The sequence below is a fragment of the Variovorax sp. LjRoot84 genome (assembly GCF_964254305.1).
In the GTDB taxonomy this organism is placed as follows: Bacteria; Pseudomonadota; Gammaproteobacteria; order Burkholderiales; family Burkholderiaceae_C; genus Variovorax.
The window spans coordinates 5,445,816-5,470,531 of the sequence record NZ_CAXUTE020000001.1 but is presented as its reverse complement, the minus strand read 5'-3'; the positions used below and the strand labels follow the sequence as shown (position 1 = coordinate 5,470,531).

Annotated in this window: 25 protein-coding genes; 13 read left to right on the top strand and 12 right to left on the bottom strand. The window is 63.9% G+C overall.

The window, feature by feature from the left end; genetic code table 11:
* Positions 1 to 40: 40 nt before the first annotated feature.
* Positions 41 to 1,165: an ABC transporter substrate-binding protein gene (locus ACSQ9I_RS26985; protein WP_436315140.1), complete on the bottom strand. Its 1,125-nt coding sequence runs from the start codon at positions 1,163 to 1,165 to the stop codon at positions 41 to 43.
* A 72-nt stretch (positions 1,166 to 1,237) separates the two neighbouring features.
* Between ACSQ9I_RS26985 and ACSQ9I_RS26980 the strand changes: the two genes are divergently transcribed.
* Genes ACSQ9I_RS26980 through ACSQ9I_RS26970 form a run of 3 tightly spaced genes read left to right on the top strand, consistent with a single transcriptional unit; the run spans position 1,238 to position 4,736 of the window.
* Entirely contained in the window at positions 1,238 to 3,265 is a 2,028-nt protein-coding gene (locus ACSQ9I_RS26980; protein ID WP_436315139.1) for a molybdopterin-containing oxidoreductase family protein, read from the top strand.
* A 45-nt stretch (positions 3,266 to 3,310) separates the two neighbouring features.
* The gene (locus ACSQ9I_RS26975) at positions 3,311 to 4,411 is read left to right on the top strand and encodes an aminopeptidase (protein WP_436315835.1); all 1,101 of its coding nucleotides are present in this window, start codon (positions 3,311 to 3,313) and stop codon (positions 4,409 to 4,411) included.
* Complete coding sequence (locus ACSQ9I_RS26970) at positions 4,404 to 4,736, top strand: polyhydroxyalkanoic acid system family protein (RefSeq protein ID WP_436315138.1); 333 nt, start codon at positions 4,404 to 4,406, stop codon at positions 4,734 to 4,736. Before ACSQ9I_RS26975 ends, ACSQ9I_RS26970 begins: the two co-directional genes overlap by 8 nt.
* Before the next feature lie 12 nt (positions 4,737 to 4,748).
* Here ACSQ9I_RS26970 and ACSQ9I_RS26965 read toward each other — a convergent pair whose 3' ends face one another.
* The 4 genes from ACSQ9I_RS26965 to ACSQ9I_RS26950 form a co-directional block, all read right to left on the bottom strand.
* Positions 4,749 to 5,003 carry an acyl-CoA-binding protein gene (locus tag ACSQ9I_RS26965; RefSeq protein ID WP_436315137.1) on the bottom strand — a complete coding sequence of 85 codons (255 nt, stop codon included), beginning with the start codon at positions 5,001 to 5,003 and terminating at the stop codon, positions 4,749 to 4,751.
* Between the two features lie 58 nt (positions 5,004 to 5,061).
* Positions 5,062 to 5,892, bottom strand: a complete 831-nt coding sequence (locus ACSQ9I_RS26960) for a hypothetical protein (RefSeq protein ID WP_436315136.1) — start codon at positions 5,890 to 5,892, stop codon at positions 5,062 to 5,064.
* 19 nt (positions 5,893 to 5,911) lie between these two features.
* Positions 5,912 to 6,586 carry a TetR/AcrR family transcriptional regulator gene (locus ACSQ9I_RS26955; protein WP_436315134.1) on the bottom strand — a complete coding sequence of 225 codons (675 nt, stop codon included), beginning with the start codon at positions 6,584 to 6,586 and terminating at the stop codon, positions 5,912 to 5,914.
* Positions 6,587 to 6,665: 79 nt separating this feature from the next.
* Positions 6,666 to 7,133 carry a phasin family protein gene (locus ACSQ9I_RS26950; protein ID WP_436315133.1) on the bottom strand — a complete coding sequence of 156 codons (468 nt, stop codon included), beginning with the start codon at positions 7,131 to 7,133 and terminating at the stop codon, positions 6,666 to 6,668.
* Positions 7,134 to 7,285: 152 nt separating this feature from the next.
* Here ACSQ9I_RS26950 and rfbB point away from each other — a divergent pair, with 152 nt between their 5' ends.
* From rfbB to ACSQ9I_RS26900, 10 genes are all read left to right on the top strand, one after another.
* Positions 7,286 to 8,347 (top strand): dTDP-glucose 4,6-dehydratase, encoded by a 1,062-nt coding sequence (rfbB, locus tag ACSQ9I_RS26945; RefSeq protein WP_436315132.1) that lies wholly within the window; start codon positions 7,286 to 7,288, stop codon positions 8,345 to 8,347.
* On the top strand, positions 8,344 to 9,234 hold the full coding sequence (gene rfbD / locus ACSQ9I_RS26940) for a dTDP-4-dehydrorhamnose reductase (protein WP_436315131.1): 891 nt from the start codon (positions 8,344 to 8,346) through the stop codon (positions 9,232 to 9,234). The genes rfbB and rfbD overlap by 4 nt, the downstream gene beginning before the upstream one ends.
* A 22-nt stretch (positions 9,235 to 9,256) precedes the next feature.
* Complete coding sequence (gene rfbA / locus ACSQ9I_RS26935) at positions 9,257 to 10,144, top strand: glucose-1-phosphate thymidylyltransferase RfbA (RefSeq protein WP_436305655.1); 888 nt, start codon at positions 9,257 to 9,259, stop codon at positions 10,142 to 10,144.
* Positions 10,141 to 10,683, top strand: coding sequence for a dTDP-4-dehydrorhamnose 3,5-epimerase (gene rfbC, locus ACSQ9I_RS26930; protein ID WP_436315130.1), 543 nt, complete (start codon positions 10,141 to 10,143; stop codon positions 10,681 to 10,683). Before rfbA ends, rfbC (ACSQ9I_RS26930) begins: the two co-directional genes overlap by 4 nt.
* Positions 10,569 to 12,188 carry a glycosyltransferase gene (locus tag ACSQ9I_RS26925; RefSeq protein WP_436315129.1) on the top strand — a complete coding sequence of 540 codons (1,620 nt, stop codon included), beginning with the start codon at positions 10,569 to 10,571 and terminating at the stop codon, positions 12,186 to 12,188. Before rfbC (ACSQ9I_RS26930) ends, ACSQ9I_RS26925 begins: the two co-directional genes overlap by 115 nt.
* A gap of 97 nt (positions 12,189 to 12,285) precedes the next feature.
* Positions 12,286 to 12,840 (top strand): dTDP-4-dehydrorhamnose 3,5-epimerase, encoded by a 555-nt coding sequence (gene rfbC, locus ACSQ9I_RS26920; protein ID WP_436315128.1) that lies wholly within the window; start codon positions 12,286 to 12,288, stop codon positions 12,838 to 12,840.
* A complete protein-coding gene (locus tag ACSQ9I_RS26915; RefSeq protein ID WP_436315127.1) occupies positions 12,841 to 14,067 on the top strand; it encodes a methyltransferase domain-containing protein in 1,227 nt (408 codons plus the stop codon).
* Positions 14,064 to 14,909 (top strand): NAD-dependent epimerase/dehydratase family protein, encoded by an 846-nt coding sequence (locus ACSQ9I_RS26910; protein ID WP_436315126.1) that lies wholly within the window; start codon positions 14,064 to 14,066, stop codon positions 14,907 to 14,909. The genes ACSQ9I_RS26915 and ACSQ9I_RS26910 overlap by 4 nt, the downstream gene beginning before the upstream one ends.
* Positions 14,906 to 15,976, top strand: a complete 1,071-nt coding sequence (locus ACSQ9I_RS26905; RefSeq protein ID WP_436315125.1) for a class I SAM-dependent methyltransferase — start codon at positions 14,906 to 14,908, stop codon at positions 15,974 to 15,976. Before ACSQ9I_RS26910 ends, ACSQ9I_RS26905 begins: the two co-directional genes overlap by 4 nt.
* Positions 15,966 to 16,703, top strand: coding sequence for a cephalosporin hydroxylase family protein (locus ACSQ9I_RS26900; RefSeq protein ID WP_436315124.1), 738 nt, complete (start codon positions 15,966 to 15,968; stop codon positions 16,701 to 16,703). The genes ACSQ9I_RS26905 and ACSQ9I_RS26900 overlap by 11 nt, the downstream gene beginning before the upstream one ends.
* Positions 16,704 to 16,733: 30 nt before the next feature.
* On the opposite strand, the gene ACSQ9I_RS26895 is transcribed toward ACSQ9I_RS26900, so the two are convergent.
* The 7 genes from ACSQ9I_RS26895 to rfbG are packed head-to-tail and all read right to left on the bottom strand — an operon-like array spanning position 16,734 to position 24,707.
* Positions 16,734 to 18,587, bottom strand: coding sequence for a hypothetical protein (locus ACSQ9I_RS26895; RefSeq protein ID WP_436315123.1), 1,854 nt, complete (start codon positions 18,585 to 18,587; stop codon positions 16,734 to 16,736).
* A 1-nt stretch (position 18,588) separates the two neighbouring features.
* Entirely contained in the window at positions 18,589 to 19,992 is a 1,404-nt protein-coding gene (locus ACSQ9I_RS26890) for an NAD(P)/FAD-dependent oxidoreductase (RefSeq protein ID WP_436315121.1), read from the bottom strand.
* A gap of 17 nt (positions 19,993 to 20,009) precedes the next feature.
* The gene (locus ACSQ9I_RS26885) at positions 20,010 to 21,002 is read right to left on the bottom strand and encodes a lysylphosphatidylglycerol synthase transmembrane domain-containing protein (RefSeq protein WP_436315120.1); all 993 of its coding nucleotides are present in this window, start codon (positions 21,000 to 21,002) and stop codon (positions 20,010 to 20,012) included.
* Positions 20,995 to 21,771 carry a glucose-1-phosphate cytidylyltransferase gene (gene rfbF / locus ACSQ9I_RS26880; protein ID WP_436315119.1) on the bottom strand — a complete coding sequence of 259 codons (777 nt, stop codon included), beginning with the start codon at positions 21,769 to 21,771 and terminating at the stop codon, positions 20,995 to 20,997. The genes ACSQ9I_RS26885 and rfbF overlap by 8 nt, the downstream gene beginning before the upstream one ends.
* Before the next feature lie 13 nt (positions 21,772 to 21,784).
* Positions 21,785 to 22,768 carry a glycosyltransferase family 2 protein gene (locus ACSQ9I_RS26875; protein ID WP_436315118.1) on the bottom strand — a complete coding sequence of 328 codons (984 nt, stop codon included), beginning with the start codon at positions 22,766 to 22,768 and terminating at the stop codon, positions 21,785 to 21,787.
* Complete coding sequence (locus tag ACSQ9I_RS26870) at positions 22,765 to 23,604, bottom strand: NAD-dependent epimerase/dehydratase family protein (RefSeq protein WP_436315117.1); 840 nt, start codon at positions 23,602 to 23,604, stop codon at positions 22,765 to 22,767. The genes ACSQ9I_RS26875 and ACSQ9I_RS26870 overlap by 4 nt, the downstream gene beginning before the upstream one ends.
* A complete protein-coding gene (gene rfbG / locus ACSQ9I_RS26865; protein ID WP_436315116.1) occupies positions 23,601 to 24,707 on the bottom strand; it encodes a CDP-glucose 4,6-dehydratase in 1,107 nt (368 codons plus the stop codon). The genes ACSQ9I_RS26870 and rfbG overlap by 4 nt, the downstream gene beginning before the upstream one ends.
* Between the last annotated feature and the right edge of the window lie 9 nt (positions 24,708 to 24,716).

Here is a 24,716-nt window from a genome sequence, read left to right as displayed (position 1 = left end):
TGCCCTCACCCCAACCCTCTCCCAGAGGGAGAGGGAGCCATCAGGTCCGAATTCGCCCATCCCCCGTGATCATCGACAGCTCGACGAACTTCGAAGCCACGTGGTTGCGCGGCGAGAAGGACACCTCGAAGCCGCCGAACTGCTGCCGGTCGATGGATTCCAGTCCCGCGATCAACCCGTCGCGCGTGAGCTTGCCCGGCGCGCGGCGCAGGCCTTCGGTCAGTACCTTGGCGGCCAGATAGCCTTCCATGCTGGAGAAGTTGGCCTTGGTGGCGCCGCCGCTCTTCTTCACCGCGTCGTTGAACTCGCGCGTGATGCCGTTCGCGGCGTAGTAGGGAGAGGGCACGACCTGGGTGACGACGACGCCGGCGCCGTCCTTGCCGAGTTCGTCGGCCAGCGCCTGCGTGCCGACGAAAGACACGTTGTAGAAGGTGCCGCCATAGCCGGCCTTGCGCGCCTCACGGATGAAGGCGGCGCAGGACTTGTAGGCGCTGACCTGGACCACGGCATCCGGCTTCGCGGCCACGATGGTCTTGACCGCTGCCGCAACGTCGACCGAGTTGCGCTCGACCGTCGCGAGCGCTGCCGGCTTCAGGTCCAGCTGCGACAGCGCGAGCGTCGTGCCGTCGAGACCGGCCTTGCCGTAGGCGTCGTTCTGGTAGAAGACCGCGATCTTCTTCAGGCCCAGGTGGGTGAGCTGCTTCACGATCAGCGCGGTCTCGTCGTTGTACGAGGCGCGCAGGTGAAACACGTTCCTGTGGAAGGGCTCGCGCAGCGCCATCGCGCCGGTGAAGGGCGCAATGAACGGGATCTTCGCGCCCACGGCCAGCGGCAAGGCCGCCAGGCTGGTGGGCGTGCCGATGTAGCCGAACAGCGCGAAGGCCTCCTCGTCGATCAGCTTCCTGGTGTTGGCGACGCAGCGGTCGGGCTCGTAGCCGTCGTCGAGGAACTTGATCTCGATGTCGCGATGGCCGGGCTGCGCGTTGTACTGGTCCAGGAACAGCTTGGCGCCCTGGTAGAACTGGATGCCCAGCTGCGCGGCCGGCCCCGAGAAGGGCGCCGACTGGCCGAGCACGATCGGCGTTTCGCTCTGTGCCCGCGCGATATGAAAGCCGCCGAGCGCCGCAGCGCCCGCCGCGACCGAAAAGTGCCTGCGATTGATCATCGTGAAAACCCCTCAGCGCATCTTCGGCGCGCAACTTAGACTCGACTGAATACTCGTTGTCCCCGGCCCACCATGACTTCTTCGATCCAGGTGCTCGGCGCCTGTCCGCACGATTGCCCCGACACCTGCGCACTCGTGACCACCGTGCAGGACGGCGTCGCCGTCAAGCTGCAAGGCAACCCGGCGCATCCGCACACGGCCGGCGTGCTCTGCACCAAGGTCTCGCGCTACATCGAACGCAACGACCATGCCGAGCGTCTTGTCCAGCCCTTGAAGCGCATCGGCCCCAAGGGCAGCGGCCGCTTCGAAGCTGTGACATGGGAAGCTGCCCTTGACGACATCGCCGCGCGCTTGAGCGAGTGCAAAAGTAACAATCCGGAAACGATTGTGCCTTACAGCTACGCCGGAACCATGGGTTTGGTGCAAGGCGAATCGATGGACCGTCGTTTTTTTCACAAGCTCGGTGCGTCGCTGCTGGACCGTACGATCTGCTCGACCGCAGGCGGTGAGGCCTTAAGTTTTACTTTGGGCGGCAAGGTCGGCATGCGGGTCGAGTTTTTCGCCGAGGCGAAGCTGATCCTGATCTGGGGCAGCAACTCGATCGCGAGCAATCTGCATTTCTGGCGCCACGCGCAAGCCGCCAAGCGCGCCGGCGCGCGGCTGGTGTGCATCGATCCGCGCAAGACCGAGACCGCAGACAAGTGCGACGAGCACGTCGCCTTGCTGCCAGGCACCGACGCGGCGCTGGCCTTGGCGTTGATGCACGAGCTGATCGTCAACGACTGGCTGGACCACGACTACATCGCGCAGCACACCCTGGGCTGGGAGCAGCTGCGCGAGCGCGCGCTGCAATGGCCGCCCGCGCGCGCGGCCGAAGTCTGCGGCGTGCCCGAGGCGCAGATCGTGGCGCTCGCGCGCGCCTACGGAACCACGAAGCCGGCCGCGATCCGCCTCAACTACGGCATGCAGCGCGTGCGCGGCGGCGGCAATGCGGCACGCGCCATCGCCTGCCTGCCCGCGCTGGTCGGCGCCTGGCGGGATCGGGCCGGCGGCCTGCTCCTGAGCAGCTCGGGCCTGTTCCCGGTGGACCGCGCCGCGCTGCAGCGGCCCGACCTGCTGGCCGGCCGGCGCCCGCGCACCATCAACATGAGCGCGATCGGCGATGCGCTGCTCGACGCCGCGAATCCGATCCACGCGCTGGTGGTCTACAACAGCAACCCGGTCGCGGTCGCGCCGGAGTCGGGCAAGGTGGTGGCCGGCTTTGCGCGCGAGGACCTGTTCACGGTGGTGCTCGAGCAGTTCCAGACCGACACCGCCGACTATGCCGACTACGTGCTGCCGGCCACCACGCAGCTCGAGCACTGGGACATCCACACGAGCTATGGCCACACCGACGTGCTGCTCAACCGCCCGGCCGTGGCGCCGCGTGGCGAGGCCCGCAGCAACACCTGGGTGTTCCGCGAACTCGCGCGGCGCATGGGCTTCGACGAGCCCTGCTTCTCGGACGACGATGAGACGCTGTGCCGCAGCGCCTTCGCGCCCGGCGCGGTCGACTTCGACCAGCTGCAGGCCCAGGGCTTCACCAGTCTGAAGCTGCCCGATGCGCCCTTCGCCGAAGGCGCATTCCCCACGCCCTCGGGCCGCTGCGAGTTCTTCAGCGCCCGGCTGGCCGCGATGGGCCAGGACGGCCTGCCCGACCATGTGCCGAACTACGAGCCGGCCGGCAGCTCCAAGGAGTTTCCGCTCGCGATGATCTCGCCGCCGGCGCGCAACTTCCTCAATTCGAGCTTCGTCAACGTGAAAAGCCTGCGTGCCATCGAGGGCGAGCCGCTGCTCGAGATCCACGAAGCCGATGCCGCGGCGCGCGGCATCGTCGACGGCGCCACGGTGCGCGTGTTCAACCAGCGCGGCGAGCACCGCTGCCGCGCCGAAGTCTCGCGCCGGGCCCGGCCCGGCGTGGTGCACGGCCTCGGCATCTGGTGGCGCAAGCTGGGGATCGACGGCACCAACGTCAACCAGCTCACGAGCCAGCGGCTGACCGACATCGGGCGTGGGCCGACCTTCTACGACTGCCTGGTCGAGGTAGCTCCAGATGCCTGAGAGGCACGCGTGAACAGGAGGCGCGCGGTCTTCGCTGCGGCTGCCATGCTGTGCCTGGCCGGCTGCGCCGACCTCGGCTATTACTGGCAGTCGGCCAGCGGCCATCTCGGGCTCATGCGCGCGGCGCGGCCGGTACCCGAATGGCTGCAGGATCCCGGCGCATCCGACGCGCTCAAGGCCAAGCTGGAACTCACCCAACGCATCCGCCGCTTCGCCTCCTCCGAGCTCGGCCTGCCCGACAACCCGAGCTACAAGGCCTATGCCAACCTACATCGCCCGGCCGCGGTCTGGAACGTGGTGGCCGCGCCGCCATATTCGCTCACGCTCAAGACCTGGTGCTTCCCGGTCGCGGGCTGCGTCGGCTATCGCGGCTACTACAACGACGCCGATGCCAGGGCCGAGGCGGAGGCCCAGCGCGCGCTGGGCCTGGAGGCGGCCGTCTACCCGGTGCCGGCCTATTCCACGCTGGGCTGGATGAACTGGGCCGGTGGCGATCCGCTGCTCTCCACCTTCATCGGCTACCCGGAAGGCGAGCTGGCGCGCATTGTGTTCCACGAACTCGCGCACCAGGTGCTCTATGTGCCGGACGACACGATGTTCAACGAGTCCTTCGCGACCGCGGTGGAGCGCATCGGCGGTGCGCGCTGGCTGCAGACCGAGGCCGGCGAGGCCGCGCGGCTCGAGTACGCGCAGTTCGACGGGCGGCGCCAGCAGTTCCGCGCCCTTGCAAACGAGACGCGCCGCGCGCTCGCGGGCATCTATGCCTCGAAGGAGGCGCAGGCCGGCGATTGGCCGGCGGTCGATGCGATGAAGAAGGCGGCCTTGGACGACTTCCGCCAGCGCTACGCCGTGCTGCGCATAGGCTGGACCGGCCCGCGCCAGGGCGCCTACGACGGCTGGGTGGCGCGCGCCAACAATGCGATGTTCGGCGCGCAGGCCGCCTACGACGAACTGGTGCCTGCCTTCGAAGCGCTGTTCGAACGCGAGGGCCGGGACTGGCCGCGCTTCTACGCCGCGGTCAAGCGCTTCGCCGCGCTGCCCAAGGCCGGGCGTGCGCAGGCGCTGAAAGCCGCTGCCGTCCCCGCCACGGCGGACACGCACACCCCACAACCCCACAACCACGACAAGGGAGGCCGCGGTGCCTGACATCCATATCGAACGCAGCCACACCCTGGGCATCGAGGCCGCGCGCGCGGTGGCGCGCCAGTGGATGCAGAAAGTCGAGCGCGACTACGGCCTCGCATGCAGCTACGACGAAGGCGAGCGCCGCGATGTCGCCCAGTTCACGCGCCCCGGCATCGACGGCAGCGTCGAAGTCACCGCCGACAGCTTCAGGTTGTGCGCGACGCTCGGCCTTTTGTACGCCAGCTTCAGCGATCAGATCGAGCAGCGCCTGCAGCGCAACCTCGATGAGCTGCTGGGCGCGAGCGAGGCGGACGACGACGCCTACAACGATAAAGATTGGTTGTAGGCGCGGGCGCGTTCAGCGCAGCGATTCGATGAGGTCGATGTACTTCTGCTTGGCCTCGTCGGCGCCCAGGCCTTTCTGAGCCGTCCAGGCGTCCCACTTGGCGCGCGCGACGATGTCGCTGAAGCTGGGCTTCTTCTCGGCGTTGTCGCCCTGGGTGGCCTGCTTGAAGAGGCCGTAGATCTTGAGCAGCGTCGGGTTGTCCGGCCGTTCGGCGAGCAGTTTGGAATTGGCTTGGGCGGCTTCGAACAGGGCGTTCAGATCGGACATGGCGGCAGGCGGGTGGAACAAGGACGCGCATCTTAAGTGACGCTGTCGTTGATAAAGATCAGTCGGAGAGCCCCGCGCGCGCCAGTTCCACGTCAAGCCGTTCTCGCGCATCGGCCGGCTCCAGGGCAGCCGCTTTCTCATAGAGGCGCGTGGCTTCGGCCATGCGCGAATCGCCCTCCAGCATCAAAAGACCGCGGGCGTATTCCATCAGCGCGCTGGCCGAATGGGGATTGAGCTGCAGGCCGCGCCCGAACAGCTCGATCGCGGTTTCCGCGCGCACCCCGTAGGTCATGCGGCCCACCAGCATCCCGACCTTGTCGATGACTTCGGCATGGAAGGCGGCGAGTGCGATGTGCGCATCGGCATGGTGCGGCTGCAACTCGATCACGCGCTCGAGCGCGCCCTTGACCTTGGTGCCCAGGCCCTGCGCCAGCGCGCGTGCCACGCTGATGCCCTGGCTGTAGCGCCCCAGCGCATAGGCCTGCCAAAAGAGCGCCTGGCAGTTGTCCGGTTCAGCCCCGACCTGCGCGGTGGCGCGTTCGACCACCTGCCTGAACAAGGCCTGCCGCACGGCTTCGCGCGGTTCCAGGTAGTTGGCATAGATGGCGGTGGCCTGGTTCGCGAGCGCTAGCCCCTCGTGGCCGTGTCGCAGGCCCACGGCGGCGGCTCGCTCGAATTCGCCGCTGTGATAGAGCGCCCAGCCCTCGGCCAGCGGTCCGGGCACCGGCGGCTGCATGCCCTGGCCGGCATGCAGCCGCGGCCAGTGGCTGAGCAGGTTGGCCGTGTCGAAGTACGGCGCGTCTCTGTAGGGCAAAAGTGTCCATGGCTCCGTTGCAGGCACCGAGCCGGTCGACAGCAGCGAAAGGGGTTGGATGTCGTGGTGGGGCATGCGATGGAAGGTTGGAATTTCAGACGGTTGCGGTGTGATCTTCGCCCGCGTAAGCGCTGCTCAGTGTCAGCAAATGCCGCCGTTGTTCCGTCGCCAAGTAGGGTGCCAGCAGATGCAGCGTATGGTGGGCGCCGCGCAGCAGGGCGCCCTGGGCGTGCGCCGGCTCCAGCGCTTCGCGCGGGTTGCGCACGTACTCGTAGCTGAGCCAGTAGGTCAGCACCACCACCATGCTCTGCGCCAGCGGGTCGACCTCGCGCATGTCGATGTCGAGGTGGCCGGCGCGGCTCATGCCGGCGAGCAGGGTGCGGATGGCGCGCGCCTTGTTCTTCAGGACCAGCTGGAACTGCGTTTCCAGGTGCCGGTTCTTGCTCAGCAGATCGTTGAGGTCGCGGTAGAGAAAGCGGTAGCGCCAGATCAGCTCGAACAGGCTGTGCATGAAGAACCAGGCATCCTCGACATCGTGCACGCCTTCGCTGGCATGCAGCAGCTCGTTGAGCTCGGTCTCGTAGGCCTCGTAGAGCCGGTTGATCAGCTCGTCCTTGGCGGGGTAGTGATAGTAGAGATTGCCGGGGCTGATGTTGAGCTCGCCCGCCACCAGCGTGGTCGAGACGTTCGGCTCCCCGAAGCGGTTGAACAGGTCAAGCGCGGCTTCGAGGATGCGTTGTGCAGTGCGGCGTGGCGCTTTCTTGGCCATGTCGTAGCCCTGGTTTTTGTCTCCTGGGGCCACTCTAGCGCAAGTCTGTGCCGGCCGGGGTGGGTGTTCTTCCTGCCCCTCAGGCCTGGCTGCCCGGTTTGTGCCGCCGCGACGGCTTCGCGGCCTCGGGAGGCGTGCGCGCGGCGGTCTTGCGTCCGGCGCCAGTCGCGTTCTTTCGTTTTAACTGAGCCTCGAGCGCCTCTACCCGCGCCTGCAGCGCGGCCACTTCCTGGGCCGAGGGCATGCCGAGCTTTTCGAGGGCGCGAGCCACGCGGTCTTCGAAGATGGTCTCCAGCTTGCCCCAGCCGCCCGCGGCCTTGGTGCCGAACTCGCTCGCGAAGCCCGCCATCCGGGCCTGGGCCTGCGCCAGCGTTTCCTCGGCGGCCTGCTGGGTCTTCTTCTGCACCCCGATGCCATCTTTCACCAGCGCCTCGAAGGCCTTGCTGCCTTCCTGCTGCATCTTGGCGAAGGCGCCCAGGCCGGCGAGCCAGATCTGTTGGGCGGAGTCCTTGATGCGGTCGGTCTTGTCGTCGTCTTTGCTGGCCATGGGCATTCCTTGAAGTACGTCGGAAGCACTCTATCCGCGCTTCGGGTTGCCCGGTAGGGACTGGTCTCTAGCCATCTCTTGAAACATTCCCCAATGGGATAATCGCGGCTCGACCGCCACCCGGCGGTTTTTTTCCACTAGCGGGAGACTCCATGATCCTGGTTACCGGCGGCGCCGGCTTCATCGGCGCCAATTTCGTCCTCGATTGGGTGGCGCAAAGCGACGAAGCGGTCGTCAATCTCGACAAGCTGACCTACGCCGGCAACCTCGAGACCCTGGCCTCGCTCAACGGCAACCCCAAGCATGTGTTCGTGCAGGGCGACATCGGCGACAGCGCCCTGGTCGACCGCCTGCTGGCCGAGCGCAAGCCGCGCGCCGTGCTCAACTTCGCGGCCGAATCGCATGTGGACCGCTCGATCCATGGCCCCGAAGACTTCGTGCAGACCAATGTGCTGGGGACGTTCCGCCTGCTCGAATCCGTGCGTGGCTACTGGAGCGCATTGCCGGCCGACCAGAAGGCCGCTTTCCGCTTTCTGCACGTTTCGACTGACGAGGTCTACGGCTCGCTGTCGGCCACCGACCCGGCCTTCACCGAAGACAACAAGTACGAGCCCAACAGCCCCTACTCGGCCAGCAAGGCCGCCAGCGACCATCTGGTGCGCGCATGGCACCACACCTACGGCTTGCCGGTGCTCACCACCAACTGCTCGAACAACTACGGCCCCTTCCACTTCCCCGAGAAGCTGATCCCGCTGATGATCGTCAACGCGCTCGCCGGCAAACCGCTGCCTGTGTACGGCGACGGTATGCAGGTGCGCGACTGGCTCTACGTCAAGGACCACTGCAGCGCGATCCGCCGCGTGCTAGAAGCCGGCAGGCTCGGCGAGACCTACAACGTCGGCGGCTGGAACGAGAAGCCCAACATCGAGATCGTCAACACCGTGTGCGCGCTGCTCGACGAACTGCGCCCGTGTGCCGACGGCAGGAGCTACCGCGAACAGATCACTTATGTGACCGACCGTCCGGGGCACGACCGGCGCTACGCCATCGATGCGCGCAAGCTGGAGCGCGAGCTGGGCTGGAAACCGGCCGAGACCTTCGACACCGGCATCCGCAAGACGGTCGAGTGGTACCTGGACCATGCCGAATGGGTGCGCAACGTGCAAAGCGGCGCATACCGCGAGTGGGTGCAGAAACAGTACGAGGCGGTATGAGGCTATTGCTGCTCGGCAAGACGGGACAGGTGGGCTGGGAGCTCCAGCGCAGCCTGGCGCCGCTCGGCGAGCTGGTCGCGCTGGATTCCGCAAGCAGCGAGTTCCATGCCGACTTCCGGCACCCCGAGCAGGTGGCGCAGACGGTGCTGAGGCTGCGGCCCGACGTGATCGTCAATGCCGCGGCGCACACGGCGGTCGACAAGGCCGAGAGCGAACCCGAACTCGCGCGCACCTTGAATGCGACAGCGCCCGGCGCGATCGCGCAGGCCGCGCAGCAGATCGGCGCGCTGATGGTGCACTACTCGACCGACTATGTATTCGACGGCAGCGGCAGCAAGCCGTGGCAGGAAGACGACCCCACGGGCCCGCTCAGCGTGTACGGTCGCACCAAGCTCGAGGGCGAGCAACTGATCGCCGAGCATTGCCCGCGCCACCTGATCTTTCGCACCAGCTGGGTCTACGCCGCACGTGGCGGCAACTTCGCGAAGACCATGCTGCGGCTGGCCAAGGAACGCGAGCGGTTCACCGTCATCGACGACCAGTTCGGCGCGCCGACCGGTGCCGAGCTGCTCGCGGACGTGACCGCGCACGCGATCCGCGACACGCTGCGCGATCCGGCCAAGGCCGGGCTTTATCACCTGGCGGCGGGCGGCGAAACCACCTGGCATGGCTATGCGCGCCTCGTGCTTCAACAGGCGCTGGACGCGGGTGTCGAGTTGAAGGCAACGCCTGCCAGCGTCGATCCGGTCCCGACCAGCGCCTTTCCTACGCCCGCCAAGCGGCCGCACAACTCGCGCCTGAGTACCATCAAGCTTCAGTCCACCTTCGGCCTCCGCCTGCCGCCCTGGCAGGCCAGCGTCGCGCGCATGCTGGACGAGACGCTCTGAATCACGACCGAGAAGAAAACCCATGACGCAACGCAAAGGCATCATCCTCGCCGGCGGCTCCGGCACCCGGCTGCATCCGGCCACGCTCGCGCTGAGCAAGCAACTGCTGCCGGTGTACGACAAGCCGATGATCTACTACCCGCTCAGTACGCTGATGCTCGGTGGCATTCGTGACATCCTGATCATCAGCACGCCGCAGGACACGCCGCGCTTCCAGCAATTGCTGGGCGATGGCAGCCAGTGGGGCATCAACCTGCAGTACGCGGTGCAGCCGAGCCCGGACGGCCTGGCGCAGGCCTTCATCATTGGCGACAAGTTTATCGGCGATGCTCCAAGTGCACTGGTGCTCGGCGACAACATCTTCTACGGCCACGACTTCGAACATCTGCTCTCCGATGCCGACGCCAAGCAGACGGGTGCGACCGTGTTCGCCTACCATGTGCACGATCCGGAGCGCTACGGTGTGGTCTCGTTCGACGCCAAGGGCAAGGCCAGCAGCATCGAGGAAAAGCCCCTCAAGCCCAAGAGCAGCTATGCGGTGACGGGACTCTATTTCTACGACAAGCAGGTGATCGAAATCGCCAAAGCCGTAAAGCCGAGCGCCCGCGGCGAGTTGGAGATCACCGCCGTCAACCAAGCCTACTTGGACCTCGGCAAGCTCAATGTGCAGATCATGCAGCGTGGATATGCGTGGTTGGATACCGGCACGCACGACAGCCTGCTGGAGGCCGGGCAGTTCATCGCGACGCTCGAGCATCGGCAGGGACTCAAGATTGCATGTCCCGAAGAGGTGGCATGGCGGCATGGATTCATCAGCACCGAGCAGCTCGCGGCGCTGGCGAAGCCGCTGGAGAAGAGCGGCTACGGCAAGTACCTGAATCGCCTGCTGACCGATGAGGTGCGCTCGTGAAGGTTACGCCGACTGCCATCCCTGACGTGCTCGTGATCGAACCCAAGGTGTTCGGCGACGCGCGCGGATTTTTCTATGAGAGCTTCAACGGCAAAGCCTTCGATGAGGCCGTGGAGAAGCATGTCGAATTCGTTCAGGACAATCATTCGCGTTCGGCGAAAGGCGTGCTGCGCGGGTTGCACTACCAGATCCAGCAGCCGCAGGGAAAGCTGGTGCGCTGCGTGCGGGGGAGCGTGTTCGATGTAGCGGTGGATATTCGCCGGTCGTCGCCCACGTTTGGGAAGTGGGTGGGGGTGGAGCTCACGGAAGAGAATCACAAGCAGTTGTGGGTGCCCGAGGGCTTCGCGCATGGTTTTTTGGTGCTGAGCGATGTCGCCGAATTCCTGTACAAGACCACCGACTACTATGCGCCGCTCCACGAGCGATGCATCGTTTGGAACGACAACGAGCTTGGCATCGAATGGCCCAGTGGCGGCCCGCAGTTGTCAGCAAAGGATGCAGCCGGCAGCGCGTTCTTGAGTGCCGAGATCTTCGATTGAAACAGCTTCGACCTGCCATGGCACGACCGCGATTCAGCATCGTCATACCGACCAGGAACCGTCCGGAGACCTTGGGCCCCGCCCTGGCGACCTGCCTGAACCAGAGCTTCGAGGACTACGAGGTTGTCGTGTGCGACAACGGCGACTCGTCGGCAGCGGCCGAAGTGGTTGCCGCTGCGGCGTCGCCGCGCGTGCGCTACCTCGCCCCGAGCCAGCCGCTGGCGATGAGCGCCAACTGGGAGCGCGCGCTCGAAGAAGCACGAGGCGAGTACGTGACGGTGCTCGGCGACGACGATGGATTCATGCCCTACGCGCTGCGCGAGCTGGATCAGCTGATTTCGGGCACCGGCGCCAAGGCGATCCAATGGAATCGGGGGATCTACACTTGGCCCACGATCGGCATCGCCGGCGAAGCAAGTCTGCTTCAGGTTCCGCTCGCACGAACCATCACTGAGGTCGATGGCCGTGACCAGATCAACCGAGTCATTCGCTTCGAAGCCGGTGCAGATTCGCTGCCGATGATCTATTGCTCGGTGATCCACCGCGAGCTGATCGAGAAGCACAAGGCACTGGCTGGCCGCGTCTTCCTGAACGTCTATCCGGACGTCTATTCGGCCTTCGGCTTCGGGTACCTGGCTGAACGCTACGTGTCGGTCAGCGTTCCGATGAACATCGCGGGCTTGTCGCATGCCAGCAATGGCGTCGCTACGTTGATGAACGAGAAGCGGAACGCCGTTGCGACCGATTTCGATCAGCTCAACGCCCGATTCGGATACCTACCGCATCCGTTGGTGCCGAAGAAGATGGCCCTGATGCCAGTGCACGTCGTGGACTGCTTCCTGCATGCGAAGGATGCGATTTTTCCAAACGACGATGCGCTTCAACTCGATCGCAAGGCCATCACCCTTCGCTACCTCGCCTCGATCACCGAAACGGACCCTGACCAGCGTACGGCCGCGCGAAGCGTCATTCGTGACTCGTTAGTCGACGACGCAGAACTCTTGCGCTGGTTCGACCGGGAAGCGCCGTCGCTGCCGCCGGCACCGCCGTTCACCTTCCGGCCCGCGCGACTCGGCTATGACGGAAATTCCCTGAGCCTCGATGCGGCGGCGCTGGGCGTGAAGGATATTGCCGGCGCGGTTCAGGTGGCGACGTCGCTCCTCGGTTTCGACGCCGGTCCGATTCCCTTCGGACTTCCATCCTTTCACAGCCTGCAGACGCAGGCATTGCGCGCTCAAGCTGCGGTCGCCGAGGCAGAGCGTCGCGTGGCAGAGCGGAGTTCGCAGGCCAATGCCGCGGCGCAGGTCGCTTCGGAACGAATCGAGGCATTGCAGGCCTCGCAACAAGACCTGGAGGAGGCGCTGCAAGAAAGCCGCGCGTCATCGACGCGTCTGGAGCTTGAGCTGAGCGAGGCAAACCGGACCGGTTCGTTGCGTTACGTGCCGAAGCGCTTGGCGCGAAAGATCTTCCATATGATGCGAAACCCTCGCGGCACCGCGTCTTGATTGCGGTGGTCGGGAGCTTGCAATTCCAGCGGCGATTGCGAAGCCCTCCGAATATTACCGAGCAGATCGCTCACAAGTCCTTGATCCCGCCATCGTCATGTCCAGGTTCCACGTAATCGATACACCTTTGGCCGGTCTCAAGCTGATCGAGCGCCAGAAGCAGCAGGACGCGCGAGGTTTCTTCTCCCGCCTGTTCTGCGCCGAGGAACTGCGGGATGCCGGTTTCGCGCTACCGGTCTCTCAAATCAATCACACACTGACGCGCCGGACCGGCTCGGTGCGAGGGATGCACTTCCAGCACCCTCCTCATGCTGAAGACAAGCTGGTGAGTTGCCTACGGGGCGTTGTGTTCGACGTCGCGGTGGACCTGCGACGCGGGTCCGAGACCTTTCTTCACTGGCATGCAGAGACCCTGAGTGCAGACAATGGTCGGAGCCTTCTGATACCGAAGGGTTTCGCGCACGGCTTTCAAACCTTGAGCGACGACGCGGAATTGTTATACCTTCACACCACGCCCTATGTACCCGGATCCGAAGGCGGATTGAACCCGACGGACCCCGCCCTTGCGATTCGTTGGCCCTTGCCGTTCGCCGACGTCTCCGAGCGTGATTCCAAGCAGGCGCATCTCGTCCCTGCGTTCAGAGGCCTCTAGATGAAATGCCGCCATTGCCACGCGGAGCTCAGCCTTCCCTTCATGGACCTGGGCACCTCGCCGCCTTCGAATGCTTATCTGAAAAAGACGCAACTCGCGCAACCGGAAAGCTGGTATCCGTTGCGAGTTTTCACCTGCACGCAATGCTGGCTGGTGCAGACCGAAGACTATGCGCACTACGCCGAGCTCTTCTCCAGCGAGTACGCCTACTTCAGTTCGTTTTCCACGACCTGGCTCGACCACAGTCGGCGTTTCGTCGAAAAGGCCGTGCGCCGTTTCGGCCTGTCGGGAGCGTCCCATGTGGTGGAGATCGGGTCGAACGACGGATACCTGCTTCAGTTCGTGCAAGAAGCGGGCATTCCCTGTACCGGCATCGAGCCGACGACCAGCACCGCCAGCGCCGCGCGTGCCAAGGGCATCAAGGTGGTCGAGAAATTCTTTGGCCGGGTGCTAGGTCAGGAACTCTCTGCAGCCGGTGGCGCGGCCGATCTGACGATTGCCAACAATGTGCTTGCGCATGTGCCGGACATCAACGATTTCATCGGAGGCTTTGCGCGGCTTCTGAAGCCGAGCGGCGTCGCAAGCTTCGAGTTCCCGCACCTCATGCGACTGGTGGCGGATTGTCAGTTCGACACGATCTATCACGAACATTTCTCTTATCTGTCGCTCGCGACGGTGAGCCGAATGTTCGACGCCAACGGCCTGAGCGTCTTCGATGTCGAGGAGTTGCCGACCCATGGCGGCAGCCTGCGGGTCTACGCACAGCGGCGTGATGCCGGCACCCGCGCCATCGAACCGGCCGTGAAGCGCCTGCTGGACATCGAAACGTCGGCGGGCCTCTCGACCGCGGTCTACTACGAAGGATTCCAGCGGCGGGCAGACGATATCCGCGACGGATTGCTGACCTTTCTCGTCGAGGCCCGTCGTTCCGGCCATGCCGTCGGGGCTTATGGCGCCGCCGCCAAGGGGAGCACGTTGCTCAACTACGCAGGCATCCGGCCCAGCCTGCTTCCCTGGGTGATCGATCGCAATCCCGCAAAGCAAGGGCACTTCATGCCGGGGAGCCGCATCCCCATCCTCGATGAATCGCATCTGCGGCGAGAGCGCCCCGCCTTTGTGTTGATACTTCCGTGGAATTTGCGGACGGAAGTCTTCGACCAACTGGCCTATGTGCGGGAATGGGGCGGCAAGTTCGTATGCGCAGTACCGAAGCTGCAGGTCGAATGAGAATCGCCGTCACTGGTGCAAGCGGCTTTGTCGGCCGCCATGTCCTGCAGGTGCTGGCCGGGCAGACCGGCGTCGATGTGTTGGCAGTGTCCAGGGGCGCGCCGGGCGAGTGGCTCCCGAAGCCTTTCGAACACCTGATACTGGATCTCGCCGCGCCTCTTCCCGATGCCTTCGAACGGATGGGACGGCCTGACATCGTCGTGCACCTCGCATGGAATGGGTTGCCCCGCTATGGATCCCTGCATCATTTCGATCCGCATCTCCCCGAGCAGTTTCGATTTCTGAGATCGCTGGTGGAGGCCGGGCTCCCGTCGTTGCTGTCCGTCGGGACATGCTTTGAGTACGGAATGCAGTCCGGAGAACTCGACGAGGAACTGGCAACCGAACCCTCCAATCCCTACGGCCATGCGAAGGATGCATTGCGGCGTCAGCTTGAATTCCTGGCGCAGGAGAAAGAGTTCGCGCTGACCTGGGCGCGTTTGTTCTACATGTACGGTGAGGGCCAACCCTCGTCGTCGCTGTTCGCCCAGTTTATGGCCGCGATCAGCAACGGAGAGTCCGCTTTCCCGATGTCCGGAGGCCAGCAGCTACGTGACTACTTGCACGTCACGGAAGTCGCAAAGCGCCTGGTGTCGCTTGCTCTCCATGCGCCGGGCGCAGGCATTGTGAATGTCTGCTCGGGGCACCCCATCTCCGTTCGCGCCTTGGTCGAGGGCTGGCGCGACGCTCTCGGATCGTCCATCCGCTTGGAGCTGGGACACTATTCGTATCCGACGCATGAACCCATGGCGTTCTGGGGTCGTGACACAAAGCTGAAGCGCTTGCTGAAGGAGGGTGCGTGAACCGCAAGGAGCTGCTGCGCATCGACGGCTTGCCGGTTCTGCAGAATCGCGTTTATCCGAGCGCCGAGTCTGCGAGAGCCTCTCCGCGGGGCACCATGGATCTGGTGCAGGATGCGGCCACGGGACTCGTCTTCAACCGCGCATTCGACCCAGGGCTCCTCCAGTACGATGCGGACTACCAGAACGAGCAGGCTTGCTCATCCGTCTTTCGAAGCCATCTCGATGACGTCCTCGCGATCGTTGCGCGTAATTTCGTCAAACCTTCGTTGATCGAGGTCGGCTGCGGCAAAGGGTACTTTCTGCGCCACCTGCGCGACGCCGGTTATGACGCCAAGGGTGTCGATCCCGCCTATGAGGGTGACAGCCCCCATGTCGTGAAGGCCGCCTTCTCGCCTGAACTCGGCTTGTCTGCCGATGCGATCGTGCTAAGGCATGTGCTCGAGCACATCCAGGACCCGGTGCACTTTCTGAGCGAAATCGCGCGAGCGAACGGCGGGCGCGGCCGCATCTATATCGAAGTGCCCTGCCTGGCCTGGATTCGGACGCGACGAGCCTGGTTCGATATCTTCTACGAGCACGTCAACTATTTCCGCGCGGATGATTTCAACCGCATGTTCGGTCGCATCGATGAGATGGGCCACGTATTCGGTGGGCAGTACCTGTATGTGGTTGCCGATCTTGCAACACTGCGGCAGCCGGCGGGTGGACCCGACGCGGAGTTCGACTTTCCTGCCGACTTCATGGCGGGTATCTGGCAGTGCCGAGACATCGCGCGCGCCTTCACGGGGAACAAGGCGATCTGGGGAGCATCCTCCAAGGGCGTGATATTCATGCACCATATGGCGCTCGCCGGCGTCGAGGTCGACCTGGGCATTGATATCAATCCCGTCAAGCAAGGCAAGTTCATGGCCGGGACGGGTGGGCAGATCGTCTCTCCGGCGCGCGCCATCGAAGTCTTGCCGGCGGGCTCGCTGGTCTTCGTGATGAATTCCAACTATTTCGACGAAATCGCAGCGCAGTCTGCGCAGCGCTTTCGTTTGGTAAAGGCAGACAACAATGAACTTTGATGATGAAGTGGCAGGCCGCATAGCGGCCAACGCGGCCAACGCGGGCCTGCAGAAGGATGCCAAGGCCTTGATGGATGCCTCCATCAAGGCTGGCTATTCGTACAACTTCTCGTGGATGGGGCGACCGATCATCCAATATCCGCAGGATATCGTCGCCATGCAGGAGATCATCTGGCGAGTCCAGCCTGATCTGGTCATCGAGACGGGCATCGCGCACGGGGGGTCGCTGATCTTCTCGGCCTCCATGCTCGAACTCAATGCGTCCTGTGGAGGACCGGCCGATGCCCAGGTGCTGGGCCTGGACATCGACATTCGCCCCCATAACAGACAGGCCATCGAGGCCCATCCGATGGCCCGTCGCATCTCGATGATCGAGGGCTCGAGCGTCGATCCCATCATCGTCGCGGAGGTGGCGCGACGGGCGGCCGGCAAGCGAAGCGTTCTGGTCTGCCTCGACAGCAACCACACCTATTCGCATGTCCTGGAAGAACTCCAGGCCTACGCACCGTTGGTGACGGTCGGAAGCTACTGCGTTGTCTTCGACACCGTCGTCGAGGACCTGCCCGTAGAGTTCTTTCCGGACAGACCGTGGGGCCCTGGCGACAATCCCAAGACCGCCGTGCATGCCTACCTGAAAACCGACCCGCGTTTCGAGATCGATCGCACGATCGATAGCAAGCTGCTGGTCAGTGTGGCGCCCGAGGGGTATCTCAGGCGGGTACGTTAGGACGCCGCTCGCCAGCGGCGGAGGTACGCCTCAGTTCAACAGGCGCCGCGCCTTCATCGAACGCAGTCCGACACCCAGCAGTCGACCATCCTCATTGAAGCCGACCGCCTTGGGCGTTGTCGGTCGTTCATTGATCAGCTCGATCACGAGTCTTCCGTCTTCGGTCAGAATCTTCGGGACTTTCACGTTCACCGACTGGACGCCGTGGAATTCGAACTTGAAGGCTTGCCCATCGACCACGATGCCGACAACGGGAGTGGACTCGGCGCGTGGTGGAAAGCTGTTGAGATCGAAAGTCAGCACGAGATCGTTGCCCTTAGCCGTGTCGGGCAACATGAACTGGAGCACGCCGGAGCGTCCGCTGCTCCATACGCCCCAGTCCTCCGGAGGCCACCAACCGCTTCTGAGATACAACCCAGATCCTTGGCCCTGTGTGAACGAGATTTCCTCGTTGAGCGGGAGCTGCAGCAAGCAGCTTGTCGGCACGATCGCGTAGTCCGCATTCTGCGCCTGAGGTTGAGCGCACTTCTCCCTCAGCTTCTTGGAGTTGTCGATCATGACGAAGGATTTTTGCGCTACGTCGAAGCTGCCGTCGATAACGCGAAGCGCCTCGTCATCGAACGTGAGCTTGAAGACCGCGAGGTCGATCATGAGTCGTGTGACCCGATCGACATCGCTGGCAATGACGACTGTTTCGTTGGGCTTGAACTCCCCGAAGGCGCCATCGACGGCTCGCTGCGCAAAGTTGAGCGGCTTCAGCACGGCGCGCATCGACATCGGCTGAGCGAGCCCATAGAGCGCGAATGTCATTGCCAATCCGAAGACAGCCGGCGTCGCGAACTCATGCTTCGGTCGCCAGATGTCTGGGGCCGCCAGAGAGATCAATCTGGCCGTATTTAGAAGTGTCAGCGGAACAAGGAAGAAAAAGTGCTTCTTGATCGCATATAGCGAACCATCGCCTCGAAGCCAGAACAACGTCAACTGCGCAGCGACCAGGACGGCTGATGTGATGAGCGCAGCGACGAGAAGGATGTCGACGGTGCTTCTGGCGCCCATCCTTGCTCGCACGAGTCGGAGCAGAGCGATCGCCGCAACGAGCAACGCAACGCCGAACATCAGCAGTGGGCTGAGGCCGAAGTTGAGGGAGCCGTCATTCGAGGAAAGCTTCTTCATGGCCTCGAGAGATGGATGCAGGGCCATGAGAACCAGGCAGCATGCACCGAATGCCACGGGCTTGATCCACTGCTTGAGTTGCAGCTTGCGCGAGTCAATCGCATTGAGCGCAGCACGCAATGCGAGGAACAAGCCATACGTGCCCACGAGATTCAACGCGGGAAGCGCATGAATAGTCATCAGGACGGTCGCTGCCAGGAGAACCGCTAAGGTCGCAGCGATAGACGTGGGCTCCGAGATTCTCGCGAGGCTCAGCAGCAGCAAGAAATACACCGTGGTGCCGACGAGCTGCGAATAGAAGAAATTGGCGAAGATCTCGTAGCCCGTCACTGCTGCGCTGATCCGCATGGCCAGCGCAGTGGCGAGAAAGACAATCAGACAAACGTACCCGCCGGCGGCAAGCGCCAAGCGCGACATGGCGTAGTAGGCGAGGTAGACCGCGGCGATGCAGATCAGCCACATTGCCGAGAACGTGGAGCCGGTGATGAACCCGATCGCGGCTGCCAGCCAGTGCGACCCCCGGGGGTAGTAGGCCATCGAACTGAGCGAAGGGTTGTTCGCCAGCGCGCTCACGTCGTACTTGGTCAGGAAGTCGGCCAAGACGAAATGGGCGGCGACATCAATGCTTCCAGAATAGACGTTCGCGCCGAACAGAAGAATCAAGCCGGTGATCGCAGCCGCGTGGACCGTTGCATGTCGAAACTCGAACAAGCTAAGCCCCCGTCGTGTTCGAGGATGCGGACACCACGCCGTTTATCACGCTTGAGCCCGCCTCCACTGGCGTCTTCTTCACCGCGTTGCCGGCGAGCAGTGCGAGCATCTGCCGACTGACTTCCCGGCCTTCCCTGATCGCATAGTTCGTTCCCCGGTCTTCGGGGTAGATCTGGGCCATGGTGGAGATCATGGCGTTGCTGAAAGGGGTACCGGAGCCTGGCACGTAGGAGGAGTAGTCCCGCTCGGTCACCGGCTGTGCGAACTCCGCGTGCCAAACACGATGTTCGAGAATCCATGATTCGTCGAAGTCTGGAAACATGCGCACGAGATGCTTCAGTGCGAACTGCAGGTATTCATCGTCCTTGTACGACCAGACGGGATCCTCGACGGCCAGATAGCGGGACAAGAACGCGATTCGGCTACCTTTGTAGTTCTTCGGGTCGTCGAAGTTCGTGTGCTCGATGACGCCGACGAAAGGGAATCCTGGATCGTTGACGTTCATCCAGTACGTGTCCGACAGGCTGCGCTTGAGCCTGAGCACCAGGCACATGTTGCCCAGGTATTTGATGCGGCGCAGGGACTGAATCCACTGAGGGCTGGCAATCGGCTCGAAGAGGTCGGCAATGATCGGAAAGGCCGGTGTGAAGAGAAACTGCTTGCCTGCGATTTCGCCATCCGGCGTGTTCACCGACAGCACGCGCTCCCCTTCCGCCCGGATGGCGCTCACACCTTGACCCAGGCTCACTTCGCCTCCCAGCTGACGGATGGCCGCGACCAGAGCGTCGGCCAGCCGGCCGAAGCCGCCCTTGAAATAGGCGAGTTCCTCGCCACCCTTCTTGTCGCGCGTGCCGCCGCGCAGCACGAGCTTTTTCCAGAACCACACGGCGTTCACCGCCTCCGCGAACACCGAGAACTTGGCTTGGATCAGCGGCTCCCAGACGATCCGGTAGACCGTCTTTCCACACAGCGGCTCCAGCCACTCACGGATGCTCAGATGCTCGATGGTTCGCCAGTCCTTGACGCGCCGCACCTGCAGCACCAGCAGACCCAGCCGGATGCGATCGATGAAGGGCAGTGCCTTGAAGCGCAGCAGGTCGATCGGTGTCGACAGCTTCCACATGCGGCCGTTGAAGTACATGCCGGTGCGCGACGGCAGGGTGATGACGTCCCCTTCCATGCCCAGCTCCTTGACGAGTTCGGGCACGTAGACGTCGTTGTTGAACCAGTGGTGGTAGAACTTCTCCAGCTTGACCCCGTCGCCGAATTCGAAGGTGCCCGCCAGCCCGCCGGGAGCGCTGTCGGCTTCGATCACACGAACGGTCTTGCCGGCCTTGGCCAGGCAATAAGCGGCGGTCAGGCCCGTAAAGCCCCCGCCCACGATTACGACGTCATACTGCTTCATCTTGTGTGGTGGCGCTGCTAGGCAACGCGTTGGTCCCGCATGCGACGGAGACCTTTGAACATTTGGGGCGCGGCGGCGATCGCCACCGCGCCGGCGAGAGTTGTCGGCACCCAGAGACCGAGATGCGACAGCACGGCGAAGCTGGCTGCTTGCTCATTGGTGCCGCCAAGGAGGGAAATGCCGGCGAATGCTGCCAGGTGGAACGGCCCGACGTAGCCTGGAGAGGAAGGCACGAGCGTCGCCAAGGTAGCGATCGCCATGATGACGATGGCCGCCGACGGCGTGGCCTCGAAGCCGAAGCCGAGCAACAGATTGTAGAAGAGTCCGGCCTCGCCGAGCCAGACCAGAAGCGAAAGCCCGAACAGCATCGCCATGACGCGTGGACGCGTCATGGCATCGAAGCCTTGCAGCAGCACCACGATCGCTTGAATCGGGCGCTTCGTGGAGGAGCTGAGTTGCCGGGCGATGGCGCCGCTGAACGCGAACGCCAGGAGCAAAGCCAGGCATCCGGCGACTGCGAGCGTCACGGCGGTTTCTTTCAGCCAGGCCGGGGTCTCGAGTTGGACACTCAGGGCGAGGCTCAGGGCCAGCCAGAGGATGAGCGTCATCAGGTCGACCAGCCGCTCCATGATGAGACTGCTGGTCGACATGCTCCGCGGAACACCGATCGAGATCGGGAAGACCAGGGCCCGTACCACGTCCCCGAGCCGCAGGGGCAGTACGTTGTTGATGGCGATGGAGCCCAGGAATGGTGCGGCGCACTCGCGAAAGCGCACGTGCGCCCCGACCGCGTTGAGCATCTTCGACCATCGAAGGATCCTGATCACGTAGCCGAACGCCAGGCAGAGGACGCCGAGCGCGAGGTAGCGCAGATCGAAGCGCAAGAGGGCACGGCGAACCTCTTCCAGGTCGACCTTCTGGACGATGAAGCCGAGGCATGCGAGCGAAACCGCGATCCCGACGGCGAGAGATACCCACGTCCCACGGCCGCGCGTGCGCGCATCAGCCATGCCAGACTCGCCATCGTGCCTGGCCGGATTCCCATAGTTGCTCGAGCTGTCGCTTGTCCCGCAACGTATCGCAGGGTTGCCAGAAGCCATGATGCTCGAACGCAGCGAGTTGGCCGTCGCGCGCGAGGTTCTGCAGAGGTTCACGCTCCCAGGACGTCGCGTCGCCTGTGATGTAGTCGATGACGCGCGGCTCCAGCACGAAGAATCCACCGTTGATCCAGCCGATCTCGTCGCTCGGCTTCTCCTCGAAAGAACTCACGCTGTGGTTCGCATCGATGTTGAGTACGCCGAATCGGCCAGGCGGCTGCACGGCTGCCACGGTCGCGAGCTTGCCGTGCCGGCGATGGAACTCGATCTCGCTCGAGATGTCGATGTCTGCCAGGCCGTCGCCATAGGTGAGGCAGAAGGTCTCGTCGCCGAGATAGGGCGCGACGCGCTTGAGACGACCGCCAGTCAGGGTTTCGGCGCCGGTGTCGATCAGGGTGACCCGCCAGTCCTCAGCCTGGCTGTTCAGCACGCGATGCGTGCCTTGCTTCAGGTCGATTTCGAGATCCGCCGTGTGGTGGTGGTAGTTGAAGAAGAACTCTTTGACCGCGTAGCCCTTGTAGCCCAGGCAGATGACGAAATCGTTCACGCCGTGGTGGGCATAGGTCTTCATGATGTGCCACAGAAGCGGACGGCCGCCCACCTCGACCATCGGCTTGGGCCGGTGGTCGGATTCTTCTGCGATGCGGGTTCCGAGTCCGCCAGCCAGGATCACTGCTTTCATAGGTTCGAATGGGTCAAAGTTTCAGATCGGAATGCGGGATGTTGAGGCTGTTCTCGACGATGGCGACCGGTTCGGCGCGCAGGATCAGGTAGATGCGCAGCAAATACTCACCCACGATGCCGAGCAGCAGCGAGTGCAGACCGATGCCGAACAGGACGAGGATATGGATGCTCGCCAGCCCTCGCGGCAGTTCGGGCTGCATCATCTTGAGTGCGATGTAGTAGATCGCTCCGGCGACGCTGAACAGCAGCATGCCGATGCCCGCGATGGAGGCGAGGCGCAAAGGCACCGTCGAATGATTGAAGACCGCAGTGAGACCGAGTCGGATGAGGCGTGCCACGCCGAACTTGCTTTCGCCGGCGACGCGCGCCTGGCGCTCGTAGTCGACGCCGATCTGGTTGAAGCCGAGGCCCGCGATCATGCCGCGCAGGTAAGGGCTCGCCGTCTTAAGCTGCAGCAAGGCCTGTACGACCCTTCGATCGATCAAGCGGAAGTCGCCGGCGTCCCTGGGAATCGAATGGTCGCTGATCAGGTCGATCAGGCGGTATCCTAGCTTCCGGAACGCGTTGATGAAGGCGCCCTCCTGCCGCTTGCGGCGAACGCCGTAGACCACGTGGTAGCCGGCACGCCAGTGTTCGTAGAAGTTCTCGAGCAGCTCGGGAGGATCCTGCAGGTCGGCGTCGATCTGCATGATGGCGTCGCCGCGCGTGTGCATGTAGTTCGCGAGGATAGATCGCTGGAACCCGAAATTCTTCGAGAACCGGATGGCGCGAACACGCGGATCGTGCCGGGACAGTTCCGCCAGCTTGGCCCAAGTCGCGTCGCTCGAATGGTTGTCCGAGAACACGAACTCGAGGTCGCAGCGGTCGGCCATGCGCTCGCCGAGCGCGCGGAGGCGCGTGTACAGCGCGTCCAGGTTGTCCTGCTCGTTCAGAACCGGGATGGACAGCGAAATGAGTGGCCGGAGCGGCTCCGGCGTTTGCGTGATGAGCGTCATGCGACTGCTTTCGGGCCGGACAGGTACGCCGCAAGGTCCTCGGCCATCGCGACGCGCACGTCGCGAAAGGCATGGTTCGCCAGTGACGTGGAGCGCGCGAAGCGCACGCCCGGTGTCTCGTTGGCGGGCAAGGGCAGGGCACCGATCCTCAGAAGGTCAGTTGCGCCGAAACGGGCGAAGGTGCTCCGGGCGATCTCCGCGAGAGGAACGGCATCGCCGTGGTTCAGTTCGACGATGCCTGCGGTGTGGTCGCCGACGAGCGTCGCGATCGCCGGCCTCTCGTCGTCGATGTGGTGATACTCCCGCAACTGAGTTCCGGGGGACATTCGAAACGGCGTGCGCGTCTGCAGTGCCGTCAGCATTTGCCCCGCGAACATGAAGGGTGCAGGCTGTCCGCCGCCGTAGAGCGTGTGGATGCGCAAATGCAAGGCACGCGCCCCGGCCTGCGCCTGCCGTTCGACGAACGCGCTCAACGCCGCCTTGCTTGCAACGTAACCCGCGGAAGGAATGCTGCGCATGACCGTTTCCATCACGGTCCCGAACGTGACGACGCGGATACCGAGTGGTATCGCCGCCCGGATCACCTGCTGAGGCAGTTGCGTGTTGACGCGTTCGTGCTCTGCCGCCGAAGCGGCAGGATCGATGATGCCGGCCGCGACGAAGATGACGTCGACGCGACGGACTTGAAGTGCGAGATAGCGCGTGATCGCGGGCAAGGAGTCCGGGCGCCACCACTCCTGGTACACGGTGCGCGGCGGCGCGATGACGCCCTGTGCGTCGTACTGCGAGCTCAGGGCGCGGCCCAGGCGACCGCTGGCTCCGAGGATGAGATTCATGGTGCCGCGGCCAGCTCGGCGCGCAGGACCTGGATCTGAGCGAGCGTGTTGTCGCGCGCACGCGTCGGATCGGCGTCGTAGTCCCGGTACCAGCGAGCGGTTTCCTCGATGACGCGGGGCGTATCCCAGGGCGACTGCCACCCGAGGCTGTGGCGTGCCTTGCTGCTGTCGAGCGCGAGGGCGCGTGCTTCCGGCAGCGGATTGTCAAGATAGTCGACGTCCGGTCGCCTCCAGGCCGAGGACATCATCTCAAGCACGTGGCGCACGGTGAACTCGCGCGGATCGGCAGGCCCGAGATTCCAGGCTTGCGCAAAGGGGGCAGGGTCTTCCGAGACGAGGCCCGCCATGAGCAGCAGGTAGCCATGTACCAACGCCAGCACATGTTGCCAGGGGCGCGTGGCGTCGGGATAACGCAGCGTGAGTTTCTTGCCGTCGGTCACGGCACGCACGAAATCGGGAATCAATCGGTCTTCGGACCAGTCGCCGCCGCCGACGATATTGCCACCGCGCGCTGTTGCGATGGCTGGGCCTTCGCCCTTCTGCCACGGGTAGGAGGCTGCGAAGCTCTGGATGACGAACTCGGCCGCTGATTTGGATGCGCTGTACGGGTCCTTGCCTCCCAGCACGTCGTCTTCGCGGTACGGCCACACCCACTCATTGTTGCGATACACCTTGTCGGTGGTGATGCACAGCACGGCCCGCACGTCCTTGCTTTGTCTGGCGGCATCGAGGACATGCGCCGTTCCCTGCGCGTTCACCATGAAGGTTCGCGCGGGGTCGCGATAGGCGCGCCGCACGAGCGGCTGAGCGGCAAGATGAAGAATCAGTTCGGGTCGCGTCTGTGCGATGGCATCGTGCACGACCGCGGGATCCGAGATGTCGCCGAAAAGAGAAGGCATGTCGGACGCCAGTCCCAAGGCCTCGAACAGCGAAGGGTTGGTTTCCGGAGGAAGCGCGAGCCCCGCGACTTCACAGCCGATGCTCTTCAGCCAGAGGCACGCCCAGCTTCCGGTGAATCCGGTATGGCCGGTCACCAGGATTCTTTTTGCCTGCAAGGTCTTCTCGAAAGGCAGGCGATTCGATGGAGGGGCGAGGGTCTGCATGAGCGGGCA

Coding starts and splice junctions, on each gene's coding strand:
- ACSQ9I_RS26890 (WP_436315121.1), bottom strand. CDS start 19,992: ATGAAGCAGTATGACGTCGTAATCGTGGGCGGGGGCTTTACGGGCCTG.
- ACSQ9I_RS26985 (WP_436315140.1), bottom strand. CDS start 1,165: ATGATCAATCGCAGGCACTTTTCGGTCGCGGCGGGCGCTGCGGCGCTC.
- ACSQ9I_RS26975 (WP_436315835.1), top strand. CDS start 3,311: ATGCTGTGCCTGGCCGGCTGCGCCGACCTCGGCTATTACTGGCAGTCG.
- ACSQ9I_RS26980 (WP_436315139.1), top strand. CDS start 1,238: ATGACTTCTTCGATCCAGGTGCTCGGCGCCTGTCCGCACGATTGCCCC.
- ACSQ9I_RS26870 (WP_436315117.1), bottom strand. CDS start 23,604: ATGAATCTCATCCTCGGAGCCAGCGGTCGCCTGGGCCGCGCCCTGAGC.
- ACSQ9I_RS26950 (WP_436315133.1), bottom strand. CDS start 7,133: ATGGCCAGCAAAGACGACGACAAGACCGACCGCATCAAGGACTCCGCC.
- rfbC (WP_436315128.1), top strand. CDS start 12,286: ATGTCCAGGTTCCACGTAATCGATACACCTTTGGCCGGTCTCAAGCTG.
- ACSQ9I_RS26955 (WP_436315134.1), bottom strand. CDS start 6,586: ATGGCCAAGAAAGCGCCACGCCGCACTGCACAACGCATCCTCGAAGCC.
- rfbD (WP_436315131.1), top strand. CDS start 8,344: ATGAGGCTATTGCTGCTCGGCAAGACGGGACAGGTGGGCTGGGAGCTC.
- ACSQ9I_RS26885 (WP_436315120.1), bottom strand. CDS start 21,002: ATGGCTGATGCGCGCACGCGCGGCCGTGGGACGTGGGTATCTCTCGCC.
- ACSQ9I_RS26875 (WP_436315118.1), bottom strand. CDS start 22,768: ATGACGCTCATCACGCAAACGCCGGAGCCGCTCCGGCCACTCATTTCG.
- rfbF (WP_436315119.1), bottom strand. CDS start 21,771: ATGAAAGCAGTGATCCTGGCTGGCGGACTCGGAACCCGCATCGCAGAA.
- ACSQ9I_RS26965 (WP_436315137.1), bottom strand. CDS start 5,003: ATGTCCGATCTGAACGCCCTGTTCGAAGCCGCCCAAGCCAATTCCAAA.
- ACSQ9I_RS26960 (WP_436315136.1), bottom strand. CDS start 5,892: ATGCCCCACCACGACATCCAACCCCTTTCGCTGCTGTCGACCGGCTCG.
- rfbA (WP_436305655.1), top strand. CDS start 9,257: ATGACGCAACGCAAAGGCATCATCCTCGCCGGCGGCTCCGGCACCCGG.
- rfbG (WP_436315116.1), bottom strand. CDS start 24,707: ATGCAGACCCTCGCCCCTCCATCGAATCGCCTGCCTTTCGAGAAGACC.
- ACSQ9I_RS26900 (WP_436315124.1), top strand. CDS start 15,966: ATGAACTTTGATGATGAAGTGGCAGGCCGCATAGCGGCCAACGCGGCC.
- rfbB (WP_436315132.1), top strand. CDS start 7,286: ATGATCCTGGTTACCGGCGGCGCCGGCTTCATCGGCGCCAATTTCGTC.
- ACSQ9I_RS26915 (WP_436315127.1), top strand. CDS start 12,841: ATGAAATGCCGCCATTGCCACGCGGAGCTCAGCCTTCCCTTCATGGAC.
- ACSQ9I_RS26925 (WP_436315129.1), top strand. CDS start 10,569: ATGCATCGTTTGGAACGACAACGAGCTTGGCATCGAATGGCCCAGTGG.
- ACSQ9I_RS26910 (WP_436315126.1), top strand. CDS start 14,064: ATGAGAATCGCCGTCACTGGTGCAAGCGGCTTTGTCGGCCGCCATGTC.